We start from the raw sequence: 17,033 nt of genomic DNA on the forward strand, positions 1-17,033 counted from the left end.
GTGCGCTCCCAATTTTTCACTTAAAACCATAAAGCACATGACCACCGAAGACCAATTAACCCAGTTAAAAGAAAACGTAGAGATCTTCTTGCCAGACCATGCCCTGGAAGAAAAGCTGGCTTTGGCCCAGAAAGAGAACCGCAAACTCATTATCAAGCTGGGCTTTGACCCTACCGCGCCAGACCTGCACCTGGGCCACGCCGTGGTTTTAAAGAAGTTGCGGCAGTTTCAGGACCTGGAGCATACCATCGTCATCATCATCGGGGACTTTACCGCACGAATAGGAGACCCCACGGGCAAAAATAAGTCGCGCCCACCGCTGAGTGCCGAGCAGGTGGAGATCAATGCCCAGACCTACGTGAACCAGTTGTCTAAAATCCTGGACGTAAGCAAATGCCAGATCCGCTACAACTCTGAGTGGCTGGGCGCCATGAACATGACCCACACCATCCAACTGCTCTCGCAGGTGACCCTGGCCCAGATCATGCAGCGCACCGATTTCAATAACCGCTTTGGGAAAGGCCTGCCCATCTCGCTGCATGAGTTGGCGTACCCGCTCCTGCAGGGCTTTGACTCTACCCAGATCCACGCCGATATTGAGATGGGCGGCACCGACCAGCTGTTCAATTGCTCCATGGGTCGTCAGTTACAAGAAAGTGCGGGAGGTCCTGGGCAGGCAGTATTATGCATGCCGCTGCTCAAAGGCGTAGACGGCTCGGCTAAGATGAGCAAATCAGAGCACAACATCATCGGGTTGACAGACGCGCCGCAGGAGATGTTCGGGAAGATCATGTCCATCCCCGATGCCCTTTTGCCCGAGTACCTGCACCTGGTCACGGATTTCAGCCCGGCCCAAAAGCAGCAGTTACTCTCCCAATTGAAGCAGGGCGAAAACCCTATGGTGCTGAAAAAGAAGATTGCGATGGACGTGGTACAGCAATACCATAGCGCCGAGGCCGCAGAGCAGGCCCTGGCCTTTTTCCAGAACCAGTTCCAGAACAATCGCTTTGAGGAAAAGGAATTCACCCAGGTCTCGCTGTCCGCGCTCCCGCTCAAAAGCCTGGACAGCTTCAGTTTGCTGGAAGTGTGTAAGGAACTGAGACCCGAGGAAAGCAAGACTAACCTCCGGCGGTTGATTGAGGCGGGCAGCGTAACCGTGAACGGTGAAAAAGCAACTGATTCGCATGATCTCCTTGGACCTGAAAGTCTCCCGCTCAAGATCAAGATAGGGAAACGAAGCTTCTTTGAGGTACTGGCTTAGGCTTGGAATCTTCCTGGGCCACCCACCTGGTTGCAGAGCAGAAGTCTGCGCAAGCGCACCATGCCTCCTACCTGGAAAAACCTCAATCTTTCTTGAGGAAAATTACAGGCCAGAGGCATAGTGCGCTGCGCGAGATGGGGTTTTTACGCCCTGTTTTTTTAAAACCAGACCCTAAACACTAAGGAGACTATTCAGAAAATCACCTTCTTTCTTGAATCAGGTGCCTAAGTTTCCTTCAAGTGCCGTATAACTTGTTACCTGATTTATTATTTATATCTTCCTTTTTCCTAACGATTTAGCGTTTCTCTAAACCTGGGGCGTAGGTAAAGGTTTGTGCCTTTAGACGGCCCGAGGTTCTGTTTTTGGGATGTTCCTGGTAAAACAGATTAGAAACAGAGGGCACCCCGGGCGCTTGCGTCAACAACTGCTTACCGTATTTCACTTTCCTTCCACGGCAGCTGCCACTTCCACCTGACTGCCGGGAACCGTTTACAAGTATCTTTGGACACCCCGGCGGGGAGTAAGACAAGGCTAGGTTACAGACCACGTGGCCTCTGCGCAACTCCCGGATGATTGCCTCTAAGTTCATTTTACCACCAAAAAACGGAAATCTATGCAAACAGTCCACCCAGACATCACCGATGAGATTAAAACCCTGTGCCGAGATTTTGAGAGTGCCTTCGCCAAAGGAGACGCCGCGGGGGTGGCCGCCCTCTACACCCAGGACGGTATGCTGCTCCCCTCCGGCAGCGACATTGTGCGGGGCCAGGATGCTATCAGGCAGTATTGGCAAGGCGCCATGAATGCCGGCATGAAAGAGTGCCACCTGGAAACCATAGACGTGGAACTGCTAGAAAATACCGCCATTGAACTGGGACATTTCACCCTGCAAGGCGACGGCGGACGTATCATGGACGAAGGGAAAAACATGGTAGTCTGGAAAAAAGAGTCCGGCGAATGGAAAATCCAGAAAGATATTTGGAACAGCAGCTCAGCCTATTAGCGCCTGCCCAAGCCTCCAAATAAACCCCATCAAAGCCTCAAAGCAGCCGATGCCTTCTTGAAAAGAGGCGGTTGTTTTGAGGCTCCTTTTTTGCAAACAGGTCCAAACCTTGGTCTATAAAGGAACTACTTTCTCCGGCTCGTTGGTAGAGGCTATGCACTCCAGTTTCCAATCACCGTTTTTCTGCTTCCGGTAAATAGAGACCCAGGCATAGTGGGTGGTTTCCTCAATGTTCCGGCCCGTGCTGTCTTTCGTGGTCAGGACCACCAGTTTGTCCACTACTGCATAGGCCAGCGAACGGTCTTCAGAAAACCTTATGACGGGCGGCTTCACATCGTCCCATTTCTTGAATTCTACTGAGTTGAAGTAGTTCTGGAAGGCTTCTGTATCTGACTGGCCAGAACTCACATGGATTTTGCCGGCATTCACACTGATCATATCCGGGGAAGAACTGGCGAACATGGCCTTGGCGTCTTTGGCAAAGTGGGCCTGGCGTTGCTGGGCATGCAGTTTCAACAGTTGGGCCTTATCTTTTTCTGCCCCGGTCTTATCTGAGCACGAGAAAGCCACCAGAAAGAAAAGCAGCAATACGGTTGTCTTCATGGCGAGGGATTATTTTAGGATGGAAAGCACAAAGCAATGACGTCTCCGGAATCCAAGAGAAACACAGGCCTTGGGAACCGAAGCCAGATCCACAAAGCGGCTTTTCTGCTGATTTGGTAAAAACAGCAGAAAAACCAGTCTTTGGCCGCTCTTCCCCAAAGGGATTCTGTTTAACCGGCCCTCTGCAAAGCTAGGATTTAGGTAAGAAGGAACACAATAAAACCAAGGAAACATAGTTTTATTCTATATTCTGGTTTCCAGGTAACCTCTTTGCTCTATGGCTGTTAAATTCTGGGGAAAGAAAGAGAAACGCTCTTCGCCCAAAAAGAAAAAATCGTTCTTGCGTGAATGGGCCGATGCGGCCATGTTCGCGGTGGTCTGCGCCACGCTCATCAGGTGGCTCACCTTTGAGGCCTTTGCCATCCCCAGTTCGTCCATGGAACAGTCGCTGCTCACCGGCGATTACCTTTTTGTGAGTAAGCTGCACTACGGCTCGCGCGCGCCCATGACGCCGCTGCAGGTGCCCCTGACCCACCAAACCATCTGGGGCACCAATCTCAATTCCTTCTCAGACCTGGTGCAACTGCCTTATTACCGTTTGCCCGGCTTTACCCATATCAAACACAATGACCCCGTGGTATTCAACCATCCGGAGGAAGTGGAACGCCCCGTAGACCTGAAAACCTACCTTATCAAACGCTGCATAGGGGTGGCCGGAGATACCCTCCAGATGAAACAAAAGCAGGTATACCTCAATGGCAAGCTTACCCATATCCCCGGCAAACTGCAGTACAGCTACTTCCTTAAAATTGATGGCTACGTGCAGGAGAAGTTCTTCAAAAAACACGGCATCACGGATGTATACCCGGCGCAGGGAGGCTACGTGGTTCACACCTTGCCCCAAACCGCCCAGGAACTCCGCTCCTTTGATTTCATTAAAGAGGTGGCTTCCCTGGAAACGCCGCCGGGGGTAAAAGATCCTTCGGTTTTCCCCCAGGCCCCAGAAACCTATGGCTGGAACCAGGATAACTTCGGGCCGCTGTACATTCCCAAAGCCGGCGCCACCGTGGCCATCACCCCGCAGACCTTGCCGCTGTATGAGAAGATCATGCAAGTCTACGAGCACAATCCAGGCTTAGAGATAAAAGGCGGCCGGGCTTACCAGAACGGCAAGGAACTGACGCACTACACCTTCAAACAGAATTACTACTTTATGATGGGCGATAACCGCCACAACTCCCTCGACTCCCGGTTCTGGGGCTTCGTGCCGGAGGAATACGTCGTGGGCAAAGCCGTGCTGGTCTGGATGTCATCTGATTCCAGCGCCAACTTCACAGATAAAATCCGGTGGAACCGCCTGTTCCACACCATAAACTAAAAGACAACTGAACAGGCGTTCTTAGGGCTGCTTACGGGCAATCCTAGGAACTGTCCTGCTGCATTTATTTAGGCAGGTTCTTCACCCAGAGAGATATTCTATGGGCGTTTAGGTGCATTATTTCAAAAATCAGCCTCAAACCAAAATTCCCAACTATCAAAGGGACCTGTACCGCCAGGGATTACCTGACCAAACCATCATACATGAAAAACATTTTAGCCCTCCTCCTTCTCCTTGCTGGGAATTCTGTTTATGCGCAGGACACCCCCAACCCAATCAGGAAAAACACCATCTTCTTTGAAATTGGGGGAAACAGCTTCCTATACTCCCTCAACTATGACCGGCTTCTGGTCAAGAAACCAAACTGGGGCTTGGCCGGACGCATTGGGGGCTCCTACTTACGTGACACCGGAGTGTTTGAGAACACAGACAACCACTTCTACGCTGTTCCGCTGGAGTTGTCTTTGCTGGTTGGCAAGAGCAACCACCAGTTAGAAATAGGAGCTGGGGCAACCCCATTCTACAAGGATTACCAGGAGGAGTCTGGCAAGGACAACTGGTCTTCTGTTGCCCCCAATGCCCGGATAGGCTACAGATATCAGAAAAGCGACGGCGGCTTGTTTTTCAAAGCAGGCTTCACCCCGCTGATCGCCTTCAAAAAAGATTATAACTCTATTAACCCCAAGCATGTGTATCCTTGGGCAGGTTTAGCTTTTGGTTATACTATATAAAATAATTTTAGTAATTTATAAGCAAAATGCAAACAAATACATTTATCCAGTTTCCTCCTTGGGCAAAGCTCTCCCGGGAATTGGCGCTTCCGCAGTGTAGACTCATTTTCAGGGTCTACAAACATGCAATTGGTGGATGCTTCTGAGTTGACGTGATCTTTAGGGTACCGGGTAACTAGTGGCAGTGGTGAGATAAAAAGCGCTTTTATGCTTCTACATGATCAAAATTACGATCAGGGCCTATGTTCCGTTTCTTCGGCGACTATCCAAAACAATGCATGCCTCAAGTCCTAGGGCAACCCTCTTTCAGCGGGCAACCGACTCCCTAACAGATTTCCATGGCCGGGTCTTGCTCCTGATGGCCGTGCTCTACCTTTTCCACGCGGGTCCGCTCAGGGCTCAGGGCCAGCCGTCCGATGTTCCAGTGCTCAAACAGAACATGAAGCACGTTTTCAGAGAGGCCAGGAAATTCTCCCTTATTGCAGGCGGTGGAATCACCCTCATGGACAGTGATTACGAGGCCGGAAAGGTGGGATTGATTGAAAAGATAAAGATCAATGGGTATGGTTATAGCGGTAGCGTTGGGGGCATGTACCAGTTTACACCTTACGTAGGTGGCCTGTTAAGCTTAGACTACATTTCGGTGAGAGGCAAAAGACCTCAGGAAGGCTGCTCTTTTTGCTCTGAGATGGTAACCACTTCCCTTTCTGCGGTAATGCTTCTGGCCACAAGAGCGTCGTTGGCCAGGCTATATTCCAAGTCTTTCAGGAGAGGCATTATCCTGGTTCCTTACCTGAGAGGCGGCGTGGGCTTTATGAGTTACCAAGCCAGTTCATACAATGATGAACAATCAGCAGATCCAGCCACTGAATACCCTGATCTCACTTTGGTTGTACCTCTGGGGGGCGGCCTCAGGTTGCGGCTCACAGACCAGATAAGCTTGGCCACTGAGGCGGTCCTCACCATGCCTTTTTCAGATTACCTGGACAACCGGCCCAGTGGCAATAATCTTTTAAAAACCAATGACCAGCTTCTCTCCTTTTCTCTTAAAGGCCTTTATCACTTAGGACACAAACGATCTCAAGCCGTAAGTGGCTCTCTTTTTAAGAAACGTGGTTTTAAAAAGAAGAAGTAGCAAAAGCATTTATCGTCAATCGGGACACTGTAAATGCGAAATAACTGCTCCACTATTGGAGGTGGGGTTTTTAGGTACCATTAATCAGTAAAATGGTCCAAGCACCGTAACGGTCCCCTTACCTGCTAAACTGAATCGGGCCTGTTTTTCTCAAAACAGGCCCGATTCAGTTTAAGCATTAGCCCTCCTTTAGCAGGTTAGATATTCTGCTTTTTCATTTCACTTACGGCATGATCCACGGCGCGGGCGGTGAGGGCCATGTAGGTGAGCGATGGGTTTTGGGTAGAGGTGGAAGTCATGCAGGCGCCATCGGTTACGTAGACGTTGGGACAGGCATGAAGTTGGTTGTATCTGTTCAGCAACGAGGTCTTGGGGTCGTGGCCCATGCGTACGCCGCCCATCTCGTGGATGTCTAGTCCCGGGGCCTGGTGCGAATCGGTTTTCTTGATGTTGGTGAAGCCGGCTTTGGTGAACATTTCCTCCATCTGGGCATGGTAATCAGCTACCATTTTGTTGTCGTTGGCATCGTAGTCCAGGTTGATGTTCAGGAGCGGGATGCCCCAGGCGTCTTTCTGGGTTTTGCTCAGGCTCAACTGGCTTTCGGCTTTGGGAATGGTTTCGCCCATCATGTGAGAGCCTACTTTCCAGATGCCCCAGGAAGGGTTTAGAAGCTGTTTTTTCAAATCGACCCCGAAACCAGACGTATCTGATTCCTGCCCACGGTCGGCCCGGAAACCGGCGGCGTATCCGCGCAGAAAGTCGGTTTCCTGTTTGTGCAGGTTCCGGAAGCGCGGGATGTAGCCGCCGCCCGCTGGGTTACGGCCATCAGTGGCGTACTCTTGGAAGCCTTCGTACTCGGCGGTGATACGGGCCCGGTAGTTATGGAAGGCCACGTACTTGCCCAGCAACCCGCTGTCGTTGCCCAGCCCGTTGGGGAACCGATCTGAGGTGGAGTTTAGCAGTATCTGGTTTGTGCTGAACGCCGAGGCATTCACGAAAATCACCGGTGCGTAATACTCGGTGGTTTCCTTCGTCTGGGCATTGATCACACGCACGCCGGTAGCTTTGCCAGCCTTATCGTCATAGATCACCTCCTGCACCACCGAATGCGGCAGCAGGGTCATGAGCCCCGTGCGCTCGGCCCACGGAATGGTGGAGGAATTGCTGCTGAAGTACCCCCCAAACGGACAGCCGCGTTGGCATATTACCCGGTTCATGCACTGCGCCCGGCCCTGGTCCAGGTGGATCTGGTTGGGCTTGGACAGATGCGCGCAGCGGGCACTAATCACGTGGCGGTTGCCGTAATGGCTTTTGAGTTGCTTTTTGAAGTAGTCTTCCACGCTGTTCAGCGGATAGGCAGGCAGAAACTCGCCGTCGGGCAGTTCCGCCAGGCCATCGTTATTGCCAGAGATACCCGCGAATTTCTCCACGTAGCTGTACCAAGGCGCCAGGTCTTTGTAGCGGATGGGCCAATCCACGGCAAAACCATCACGGCCGGGACCTTCAAAATCGAGGTCGCTCCAGCGCTGCGTCTGCCGGGCCCACAACAGTGACTTGCCGCCCACCTGCTGCCCCCTGATCCAGTCAAAAGGTTTTTCCTGCACGTATGGCTGCTCTGTGTCTTTCACGAAGAAGTGCATGGCGTCTTCGCGGAACGCGTAGCAGCGGCTCACCACCGGGTTCTTTTCCCTCATTTCAGCGGTCAGCTCTCCCCGGTGCTCAAACTCATAGGGCATCATGTTGGTGGTGGGGTAATCCTTGATGTGCTTCACATCGCGGCCGCGCTCCAGCACCAGCGTTTTCAGGCCCTTGCCGGTGAATTCCTTCGCCGCCCATCCGCCGCTCATCCCAGACCCGATCACGATGGCGTCAAAGGTGCGCTGCTTTACACTGTCTACATTCAGATTGGCCATGGTTAGCTTTGCTGTTTTGTCTTTACTGGGAAATATGCGTTGTACCGGCCCGGCACCAGTTCATAGACCCGCAGTTTGGTCATGACCAGTTCTGAGTTGAGGTAGCCGGTAATGGTGTGGTCTTTGACCATTCTGTAGAAGGCGACTACGTCCTCGGGGGCTTTTCCGGCGTTCACGGCCGAGACTAGGTCCTGGCGCTTTTGGGGGCTGGCCTCCACAAAAGAACTCCCTACCTGCTTTTTGGCCAGTTTCTTAAAACCGTCCAGCCCGGCCATGAAGGCCTTCTGGTCCTTGTCGCCTCTCAGGTCATCTACCATCTTCAGGGTAAAGCGGTGCAGGCCCAGGGTTTTGCCGCCGGGCGTATCAGTAGTGGGCAGGATGGTTTCCACCAGTTCGCCCATCAGTTTCTCGTCCTCGCCGGAGATATCCAGGTTTCTCAACCGGATAGAGGCTTTGCTGGTCTCCATCACGCAGGATGGTGCCAGCACCAGCCCTCCCGTAAACAGCAGCAAACCTTTGACAACAGTACGCCTGTTCATAAATCTTTACTTTAACTAACCTCCTAAGGAGTCTACTCTATCAGAATTCTTTTAATCCATTAATATAACTGAAAGAATGCTAACCCAGAAGATTTGCTAAATTCTGAGCAATTTTTGTTAAATAAGTATTGAAATAGCTGGTGCCGTGGCGCCACCTGCCTTGTTTATAGCCTTAATTTCAGAAAATGCACCCAAAACTTCAGCGGGGAATCACACTTATATTTTGGGCAGTTTGGCAGTGGGGTCACCCGATGCATATTTGAGTTCTACTACTTTTTGGTTATGTTCAAGGATAAGCTTATTACTATATAAAAAATTGAATATATGAAACTCCCCCGCTTCCTGCTCTGCCTAATTTTCCTGACGTTTTTATCCTTTGAGAGTGCCTTCGCGCAGCACTGGATGCCGCCCGTACCGCTGATTCCCAATCCTAAGCTCAAGGACCTGGCCATGGCTAATTACAGTGACAGCCTGAAATCTTATGTGATTGAATACAACCCCGAGTTGGCCATAGAAGTGGGACCATTTGTGACCGCTTACTTCCAGGCCCATGAGTACGGGCACATCTACCGCAACCACGTGAACAAAAAGAAGCTGCGCCACCAAGACCATTTGAATATGCTGCAACTGAACCAGGACATGGAAACCGGGGCAGACCTATACGCTGTTGAGACGCTGTATGAGCAAGACAAATCCATTGTGCTGGCCATGCTGCACTACCTCAAAAACACCGAAAAGGAAGACCTGCAGCACCTGTCCCGCAAAGACAGAATCAACGCCCTGGACCAGCACTTTTACTATCTCTCCTCTTTTGTCCGCGAAAATGTGGATTGCACGCACAGCGCCCATGGCCAGGACCAAATTCCCTGTTCCCATTATAATGCGGCCGGTAAACCACAGCACAGCCATGATTATGTTCCCTGCCTGCATATCGCGCACCTGGAGGGACACATCATTGTAAAGAAAGTAACCGAGTGATTTTTCTGGTCATTCAGCTTCTCTCACCTAAAATCGAATCAGGCCCGTTTTCCAGAAAATGGGCTTGAAGTGGACCGTGGAGCCGGGCACGTTCAAGATCATGGTGGGCAGCTCCTCAGAAGACATCCGGGAAAGCAAAGAAGTCACCATTCCTGAGTAGCCCTGCGCGCTGAATTAGTTTCTCCAAAATCCTGATGCTGGCCTAAAATGCCTTCAAAAGCTATGCATGGTCAGCGTCAGGATTTTCCTTTTTCAGCCCATGGCAGATTGACCTTTTTCTATCCTTGAGCTCCTGCTAGCATATCTGTAACCGAGGTTTTCCAGGGGATAACACCTAAATTATTACAAGTTGCCAGTGACAGCTCTTGGACCTAAAACAAAATAAAAAAGGTGCCTCTTTCTACCCACATTCCGTCAGGGACAGGCCGTTATATTCCTCCAAAACTATGTTAGGCGAAGCTCGTAAACCTAAGTATCTGGGCTGTTTATCAATATTTTACATAAAAGCGCATTTATTAAGAGTTAACAAGCTATGGACAGAACAATAGGAAGATACGCACCTCAGGCCTATGCGCTCCTGCGCATTGTGGCCGGGCTCATGTTTGCGATGCACGGAACGCAAAAGCTATTCGGTTTTCCGGGCGACAAACCCGCCGCGGATATTGCCTCTATGATGGGCGTGGCCGGTATTATTGAACTGGTGGCGGGCATTTTGATTGCGATGGGTTTACTCACCAGCTGGGCCGCTTTCATTGCCGCCGGTCTCATGGCGGTGGCCTATTTCATGGCCCACGCGGCCCAAAACCCTTTGCCTATCGTTAACCAAGGCGAGCTAGCGGTTCTGTACTGTTTCGTGTTCCTGTACATTGCCGCGGCGGGCTCCGGGGTATGGAGCGTGGATAACAGCAGAAGAGGGTACATCCGGTCACCCTTGACCCGCTAAACAGCGGAATAATCTGATGAGAAATAAAAAGGAGGTACCAGTTCTGGCACCTCCTTTTTTATTTTAAGGCCATTTTGCAGGAAACGCCCCTGAACTGGAATTGGGTTGAAAAGCTGCAGAATCTCAATGCTGGATTTCAAATCACGGGCTTAACAGTCACAGGTGAAATCACGGCTGTTGTACTCGTCTGAGGCCACGTCGCCCACTTTCACCAGATTGTCAAATCTGATTTCCTCCCCGTTGACCAGCTCCAGATACTGGGCTCCGTCCTTTTCCTCCACTTTCTTGATCATGGAAGTAACAGACAGGTATTCGTTCAGGTCGGTGCGGTACTGGATCTTCAGGAATTTCCGTTTAGAAACCGCCTCTTCAACCGCTTGCATCAAGGGCTCATCCATGGTATTTGCCATCACACTAAAAATTAAGGTAAGTCACTAAGGTGTTTTACGGCTGTTTTCACAAAAACGAGGCAAAAAAGAAGCATTAAGCACTCTCCTCTTTTTCCCTGTAGACAAACCCTGGTTTACACGGTGGCGCCCACCAGTTGCTGCAGGACCTCTACCACCCCGTTCTGGCTGTTGCTTTTGGCCCTGAACCTTGATACTTCCTTTATCTCTGGGTGGGCGTTCTCCATGGCGTAGCTGAAATAGGCTTTCTCCATCATCTTCAGGTCGTTGAGGTAATCCCCGAAGACCATGGTTTGCTCCGGCGTGATGTTGTACTTCTGCTGAATCACCTCCATGCCGCGGCCTTTGTTGGCCTGTTTGTCGCAGATGTCCAGCCAGATCTTACCGGAGACGGTAACCTGCAGATGGGCTCTTTCCTCCTGGAAATACGTGTTGCTGTTGCCCTCAGCCCCGGCCAGGTCACAAAGCGCGATCTTCAGGAACTGGTCATCTTCCACAGCCAGCAGGTCTTCCACCACTTCTACGGCGTCATAGTACAGGTTCACCTGTTCCATGAACTCAGGGCTGGTGTTTTCCACGTAGGCAGATTTCTTTCCGCAGAGCACGATGTACACGCCGGGAATGGTTCTGGCTTTCTGCAGGAGCTGTTTGGTGATGCCGTGGTCCATGGCTTGAACCAGCAGTTCCTGACCCTGGTACACTACGTAACTGCCATTCTCGGCCAGGAAAATGATTTCGTCTTTGATGGGGGTAAACAGGTTCACCAGGTTGTAGTACTGCCGACCGCTGGCGGCGGCGAACAGAATGCCCTTTTCTTTCAGGGCCTGGTAAACCGGGTAAAAATCCTCGCTAAGGTTATGATGGGGGTCTAGCAGGGTGCCATCCATGTCGGTGGCCACCAGCTTAATGTTTGAAAAATCCATAAGCAAAAAATATCCAGCGGCGCTGGTCCTTCAGTATGCCGCAAGGTACTCATTACCGCTCAGCCTTCCTGAAAGTTGTGCTTTTTCCTCTGAAAACGTATCTAGGGCCCATTATTGTAAAAATAAGCCCCAAACAGGCTACCGCAGGGAAACCTACTTCCTGTAAAGCGGATTCTTGAGGTAGACTTTGAAGGTAGTGCCCTCGCCCAGGTTGCTTTCCACCTCAATCTTGCCGCCGGCATTGTCCACAATGCGTTTTACCATGTACAGCCCCACACCGGAGCCTTCCACGTGGTCATGGAAACGGCGGAACATGGAGAACAGCTGTTTTTGCTGGGCAGATCCCAGGCCCAAGCCGTTGTCCTGCACCTTAAGCACCATGTATTCAGCCGTTAGATGGCAGCTTACCATCACCTGGGGGGTGCGGTCTGGGTGGCGGTATTTAATGGCGTTGGAGAGCAGGTTGTAGATGATGCTGCGCAGGTTCTTCTCTGAGAAAGTAACATGGGTGCAGCTTATTACCGAGGTTTGGATCTGCGCCCCTGCTTTCTGGATATTCTGGTCCAGGTCCAGGATGACTTCCTTCACCAAGTCCTCCAGATTCACTACTTTGGCCTCTGTGATATGGTCTTTCTGCAGCCTGGTGATCTCGGTGAGGTTATTGATGGTTTTCTTGAAGCGTTCAATGGACCCTTTCATCATGCCCAGAATGTTGCCTACCTCTTCCAGCTGCAGGCTTTCCGGCGGCAGTTCCAGCAGCAGCTCGCCCATGAGCATCTCAATGTTGGAGATAGGTGCCCGCAGGTCATGGGAAGCCGTGTAGATGAAGTTGTCCAGGTCTGAGTTGGTGTGGAGCAGCTGCTGGTTTGTGGCCTGCAGGTCTTCGTTGGCGGTGGCTAGTTCCTCGGCGATGGCTTTGGCCTCCTGCTCGCTTTTCTCCAGTGCCCGGCGGGCTTCCACCCGTTCGGTGACGTCGGTGACCAGGGAATAAAAACCTTTCACCACCCCATCCCGGATATCGGGCACGTAGCTGGTATGGATGTGTTTTTTGAAACCATCGCGGTAAGGCATCTCGGCCTCAAAGTCCAGCCGCTCACCGGCCAGGGCTCTATCAATGTAGCCTTTCACGTTTTGGTAGGCTTTTTCGCCAATCACCTCTAAAACACTGCGCCCCAGAAAGCCCCCCGGTTTATTAGGGAACCAGGTTTCATAGGCCTTGTTTGTAAAGCGGTAGACCTGGTCCTTGTCAAGGTACCCTATGAGCACCGGCAATGAATCTGTGATGAGCTGCAGTTGCCGGGCACCGGCCTCCACTGCCCGGCGGGCTTCAATCTGCTCAGTCACCTCAAAGGCCAAGACCAGAATGCCGTCTATGAGGCCGTGCTCATTGTAGCGCGCCTGCTGAATGTATTTAAAGTACCTGTCCTCCAGAACGCCGTCGCCGGGTCGGGCCAGCGGTATGTGCATTCCCTCTTCCTCGTGGGTTTTGCCGGTTTCATACACTTCCCGGAGGGTCCGGTACACATCATTGTGCTCAATCTCTGGCAAAGCCTCCAGAATGGGCTTGCCCAGAAGCTCGCGGCCGGGAAACAGTTGCTGATAGATGGGGTTCACCAGTTCAAACACCAGCTCAGGCCCTTCCAGGATGCAGATGGCTGCCGGGGCATCGGTGAAGAGGCGCTCCAGGCGTTGTTTCTGCTTTTCGGCTATTGACTGGGCTATTTGCAGGGCTTTGGTGCGCCGCTCAACGCGGGCCTCCAGTTCCTGGTTCAGTGCCTGCAAAGCCTCAGCGTTCTTCTCCAGTTGCCGCCTTGAGAGAACCACCTCTGTCATGTCCAGCGCGAAGATCAGCACGCCGTTTACCTTTCCCTGGGCATCATACAGCGCCTGGTAAATGAAATCCCAGTAAATGTCTTCGGGTTCCTTATCGGCGAAGCGCGCCACCGGAATGAGCACCTCCTTTCCTTCAAAGGTCTCGCCGGTGTCATACACGTGCCGGATAATGGCTTCAATGGGTTGATCTTTCAGCTCGGGTAGGGCCTCAAACAGGGGCAGGTTCATGAGTTTGCGGCCCGGAAACAGCTGCTGGTAGCTTTCATTGAATACTTTGAAAACCAGATCGGGGCCTTCCAGCATGGCCAGCGCGGCAGGCGCCTGCTCAAACAGACGCTCTAACCGGGTGCGCTGAAGCTCTGCGTGGGCCAGGGCGTGCTGTTCCCTTTCCTGGCTTTCCTTCAGTTGCAGCCTGGCCTTCTCCCTTTCCGTTACATTGAAGGTCTCGTGAATAATGCAGGTGATGTTGCCCTGGTCATCCAGCACCGCCGAGTTGACCGTGTGCCAGTAGCGCTCCAGGAATTTGCCCTCGTGCTCAGGGTCCGGGATATCGTACCGGAAAACGTCCATTTTGTGGGCCTTGCCCGTCGCAAACACCTGCGCAAAGGAGGCTTTCAGGCTCTGGGTAGATGAGGCCTCTGTTACCTCCGGGTTATCCGGGAAAACGTCAAATACATGCTTGTCTATAATCTCTTCCCTTACCGTGAGCGTTTCGCGCAGGTAAACGTCTGTGGCGGCCTGCACCCGCAGGTCAGGCGAAAGAATCAAAAGCAACCCAGGCTGGGACTCAAAAATCTGGCGAAAAGGCAGACTTTGTTCTTTGGCTGTGCCCTCTGCAACAGAGGAGGTTTGGTTATTCATGTATCAAACGCCAGGGGGTAACGGGTGAAGATGTCCGCTATACGTGTTTCGCAGCCAGATGGACAACTTGCGGCCCTATATTTTATCTTTCAGGGTGGTCAAGGAACCTATGACACCTACGGCTTAAAAATAGGTAAAAGATTTGGATAGTATTACCCCAGCCCAGGCGAAGAAACCGGCGAAAACTTGTGAGGAGATGCGGCCGGTCAGCGGGCTTTTTACGCTTTGGCCAGCGCCTTGATGTCTGGCACCTCCAGGATTTGTTTTTGGTAGCCTTTGGTGGCCACATGGATCATGGCTTGGCCCAGGTCCCGGAGGGTGGAAATGTAATGGGGTGCCAAGACTCTTACCGCCGGCGCCAGCCAGCCAATGTATTTGTAGTATTTGCTGGTGTTTTTCATGCCCGGGGTAGGCTCCAGAAAGGCAGGCCGGAAGTTATAGACGCTTTTGAAAGGCAGCTTTAGCAGGTCGTTCTCCGTTTTTCCTTTGACCCGGGCCCACATAGACCTACCCTTTTCTGAGCTGTCTGTACCCGCCCCTGAAACGTAGCAGAAAACCATCTGGGGATTCTGCCGGGCCAGGGTTTGCGCCGCATGCAGGGTCAGGTCATAGGTAAGGTGCCGGTACTCCGCTTCTTTCATGCCTACAGATGATACGCCCAAACAGAAGAAACACGCATGGTAGCCGGCCAACTGGTTTTCAATGGGCGAAAGGTCAAAAAAATTTTGGTGGATGATCTCTTTCAGCTTGGGATGGACTACACCGCAAGGTCGCCTGTTCACCACCAACACCTGCGCTACCTCTGGTTCCTGCAGGCACTCAAAAAGCACGCCTTCGCCTACCATTCCGGTTACCCCGGTGATGATCACGTTGATGCCGGAGGTTGAATTCATGTCAGTAGGAGTATTGGTTTGAGGGTGAAACTGAAATTTAAGTAACCTCTTTGGTAAACAGCGGGAGGCCGCCAGCCACAGTTGGTGTTTACACGTGGTTGTAGTTCGTTGTAATTCAGATTATATTGTTGGAGTATTTTACTATACCATTTAATTCAGCAATTCCTTCTTCTCTTTCGGCAAGCGATTTTAACTCCTTACAGAAATTGTCAATGGCATTTGGCTCAACAATTAATTCCATTGAGAGTTTGTCTTTTTCTTCTTTTCGGTATTCTGTCGAGACATTCTCTTCCATAGTGATTAGAACTCCGCATATCCCTGATGGACCAATTTTGTAGAAATCCATTTCAAAATATGCGTAACTATCCTTTTCCCCGCAAGAATGAGTCAGCCTATCTTTTCCAAAAGGAAAACCATTAAGTTCTTTTACAAACTCGAGCAAACTTTCAGAAACTTCGTAGACTTCTGTCGTACCTGAGTATCGGCCATTGTTTGCTGAAATCCGCAATTCCATCATATCGTCATCTTTCCAAATGACTTCAAACTTTAGTTGATTTTCATCCATTAATCTATTGCACTACAACTACCTAGCAAAACGCTTTTACTCACAGGCAAGCGAAGGAATAGCCTAAAAGTATCTGGCCTATTTTTGAAAAATAAACCCAAATACGCGCAGTGAAGACCTACTGAAAATGAATCACCGCTTTATAGCGGAGCCGGCGGCAGGAGGCGTACAGTTGGTCATTCTGGGTAAGGAGGTCGTAGAGCAGGTGGTCTTCAAAGCCGTTGCGCCAGAAATCGCCGTTGTTGGGGTTGTAAGGATTCAGGACGCAGGTGGCCTGTTTGGCTTCGTTCACGTAGATGAGGCCCCAGTTGGCGGGCACCTCGGTCTCCTGTATCTCATTAGCGGGAACGCACAGGAAACGGTATCTGCCCATCTCTTGCCCGGGCGTTTGCCAGGCTTTGTTTTGCACGTCTTTTTCAAAATCTGCCCTTGAAACGTAGGCCTTCAGGAGAATACTCCGGCCAAAAGAGCCAATCCCAATCACATCCGGGCGCGGCCCGGTTTCCTCTCCATCGGCAAACTCTTTAAAAGCGGCGGCACAGCTGCCCTCCGTCAGAATCCATTTACAGGCACTTGCAACTAAGTCTTCGTAAGTCATCCTTTTTGATTTCCTGATTCATGCCCTGGCCATGAAAATGAGTCAGAAATTCTCTTAATCTACGTAAAAAAATCTAAAACCACTTTCTGCGGAAACAGAAGCGGTCTGGGTCCCCTCCTCTCAGGCAGGCAAAAAGGAATCTCCTTTTCTGGCCTCCTACCCAAAATCAGGATAAATATGCCTTCACCAGGGCCACTGCCGTCATGAGCAGCCAGATAGAGTTCAAGACCCAACTGGCGTGCGCGTTCTTGTTTACCGCATAGATAATCAAGAAAAAGCAACCAATCATGTTCATGGACAAATATTCCACAGACTGGCTGCCAATGACGTTGAGGCTATTGAGGCTAAAGGCCGACAGGGAAAAAAGCGCCCCGGTCCAACCAATGGCTTCTTGTATGTATTTTGGGAGCGTTACCATCTTATCTTTGTTTTTAAGGCAAAGGAAAGGCGGACACCCCGTTCTAAAAAT

18 protein-coding genes are annotated in these 17,033 nt (G+C 51.3%); 7 read left to right on the plus strand and 11 right to left on the minus strand.

Going from position 1 to position 17,033, the window contains the following annotated elements; translation table 11 throughout:
• The first annotated feature begins 37 nt into the window (after positions 1-37).
• Together tyrS and J3P34_RS01330 are read left to right on the plus strand one after the other, a co-directional pair.
• A complete protein-coding gene (tyrS, locus tag J3P34_RS01325) occupies positions 38-1,261 on the plus strand; it encodes a tyrosine--tRNA ligase (RefSeq protein ID WP_210486093.1) in 1,224 nt (407 codons plus the stop codon).
• Between the two features lie 613 nt (positions 1,262-1,874).
• Positions 1,875-2,264, plus strand: a complete 390-nt coding sequence (locus tag J3P34_RS01330) for a YybH family protein (RefSeq protein ID WP_210486094.1) — start codon at positions 1,875-1,877, stop codon at positions 2,262-2,264.
• A 114-nt stretch (positions 2,265-2,378) separates the two neighbouring features.
• Here the strand turns inward: J3P34_RS01330 and J3P34_RS01335 are convergent, their stop codons facing one another.
• Positions 2,379-2,867 (minus strand): YybH family protein, encoded by a 489-nt coding sequence (locus J3P34_RS01335; protein ID WP_210486095.1) that lies wholly within the window; start codon positions 2,865-2,867, stop codon positions 2,379-2,381.
• Between the two features lie 277 nt (positions 2,868-3,144).
• On the opposite strand from J3P34_RS01335, the gene lepB reads away from it, so the two are divergent.
• A complete protein-coding gene (gene lepB / locus J3P34_RS01340; protein ID WP_210486096.1) occupies positions 3,145-4,245 on the plus strand; it encodes a signal peptidase I in 1,101 nt (366 codons plus the stop codon).
• Between the two features lie 203 nt (positions 4,246-4,448).
• On the plus strand, positions 4,449-4,976 hold the full coding sequence (locus J3P34_RS01345) for a hypothetical protein (RefSeq protein ID WP_210486097.1): 528 nt from the start codon (positions 4,449-4,451) through the stop codon (positions 4,974-4,976).
• Positions 4,977-5,301: 325 nt separating this feature from the next.
• Here the strand turns inward: J3P34_RS01345 and J3P34_RS22200 are convergent, their stop codons facing one another.
• The gene (locus tag J3P34_RS22200; RefSeq protein WP_282597061.1) at positions 5,302-5,424 is read right to left on the minus strand and encodes a hypothetical protein; all 123 of its coding nucleotides are present in this window, start codon (positions 5,422-5,424) and stop codon (positions 5,302-5,304) included.
• Between J3P34_RS22200 and J3P34_RS01350 the strand changes: the two genes are divergently transcribed.
• On the plus strand, positions 5,416-6,111 hold the full coding sequence (locus J3P34_RS01350) for a DUF6089 family protein (protein ID WP_210486098.1): 696 nt from the start codon (positions 5,416-5,418) through the stop codon (positions 6,109-6,111). The two genes, J3P34_RS22200 and J3P34_RS01350, sit on opposite strands and share 9 nt — an antisense overlap.
• A gap of 197 nt (positions 6,112-6,308) precedes the next feature.
• Here the strand turns inward: J3P34_RS01350 and J3P34_RS01355 are convergent, their stop codons facing one another.
• Positions 6,309-8,024, minus strand: a complete 1,716-nt coding sequence (locus J3P34_RS01355; RefSeq protein ID WP_210486099.1) for a GMC oxidoreductase — start codon at positions 8,022-8,024, stop codon at positions 6,309-6,311.
• A 2-nt stretch (positions 8,025-8,026) separates the two neighbouring features.
• Positions 8,027-8,563 (minus strand): gluconate 2-dehydrogenase subunit 3 family protein, encoded by a 537-nt coding sequence (locus J3P34_RS01360; RefSeq protein WP_210486100.1) that lies wholly within the window; start codon positions 8,561-8,563, stop codon positions 8,027-8,029.
• 324 nt (positions 8,564-8,887) lie between these two features.
• On the opposite strand from J3P34_RS01360, the gene J3P34_RS01365 reads away from it, so the two are divergent.
• Both J3P34_RS01365 and J3P34_RS01370 read left to right on the plus strand, forming a co-directional pair.
• A complete protein-coding gene (locus tag J3P34_RS01365) occupies positions 8,888-9,541 on the plus strand; it encodes a M48 family metalloprotease (RefSeq protein WP_210486101.1) in 654 nt (217 codons plus the stop codon).
• Positions 9,542-10,073: 532 nt separating this feature from the next.
• Positions 10,074-10,484 (plus strand): DoxX family protein, encoded by a 411-nt coding sequence (locus tag J3P34_RS01370; protein ID WP_210486102.1) that lies wholly within the window; start codon positions 10,074-10,076, stop codon positions 10,482-10,484.
• A 149-nt stretch (positions 10,485-10,633) separates the two neighbouring features.
• On the opposite strand, the gene J3P34_RS01375 is transcribed toward J3P34_RS01370, so the two are convergent.
• The 7 genes from J3P34_RS01375 to J3P34_RS01405 form a co-directional block, all read right to left on the minus strand.
• Positions 10,634-10,894, minus strand: a complete 261-nt coding sequence (locus J3P34_RS01375; RefSeq protein ID WP_210486103.1) for a hypothetical protein — start codon at positions 10,892-10,894, stop codon at positions 10,634-10,636.
• A 113-nt stretch (positions 10,895-11,007) separates the two neighbouring features.
• Positions 11,008-11,814, minus strand: a complete 807-nt coding sequence (locus tag J3P34_RS01380; protein ID WP_210486104.1) for a Cof-type HAD-IIB family hydrolase — start codon at positions 11,812-11,814, stop codon at positions 11,008-11,010.
• Positions 11,815-11,967: 153 nt separating this feature from the next.
• Entirely contained in the window at positions 11,968-14,508 is a 2,541-nt protein-coding gene (locus tag J3P34_RS01385; protein ID WP_210486105.1) for a PAS domain-containing sensor histidine kinase, read from the minus strand.
• A 218-nt stretch (positions 14,509-14,726) separates the two neighbouring features.
• On the minus strand, positions 14,727-15,401 hold the full coding sequence (locus tag J3P34_RS01390) for a Rossmann-fold NAD(P)-binding domain-containing protein (protein ID WP_210486106.1): 675 nt from the start codon (positions 15,399-15,401) through the stop codon (positions 14,727-14,729).
• A 115-nt stretch (positions 15,402-15,516) separates the two neighbouring features.
• Positions 15,517-15,966, minus strand: coding sequence for a hypothetical protein (locus J3P34_RS01395; protein ID WP_210486107.1), 450 nt, complete (start codon positions 15,964-15,966; stop codon positions 15,517-15,519).
• A gap of 118 nt (positions 15,967-16,084) precedes the next feature.
• Positions 16,085-16,564, minus strand: coding sequence for a hypothetical protein (locus J3P34_RS01400; protein ID WP_210486108.1), 480 nt, complete (start codon positions 16,562-16,564; stop codon positions 16,085-16,087).
• A gap of 166 nt (positions 16,565-16,730) precedes the next feature.
• Complete coding sequence (locus tag J3P34_RS01405) at positions 16,731-16,982, minus strand: CBU_0592 family membrane protein (RefSeq protein ID WP_210465931.1); 252 nt, start codon at positions 16,980-16,982, stop codon at positions 16,731-16,733.
• Positions 16,983-17,033: the final 51 nt, after the last annotated feature.

Origin of the sequence: Rufibacter aurantiacus, assembly GCF_017916345.1 — a bacterium.
In the GTDB taxonomy this organism is placed as follows: domain Bacteria; phylum Bacteroidota; class Bacteroidia; order Cytophagales; family Hymenobacteraceae; genus Nibribacter; species Nibribacter roseolus.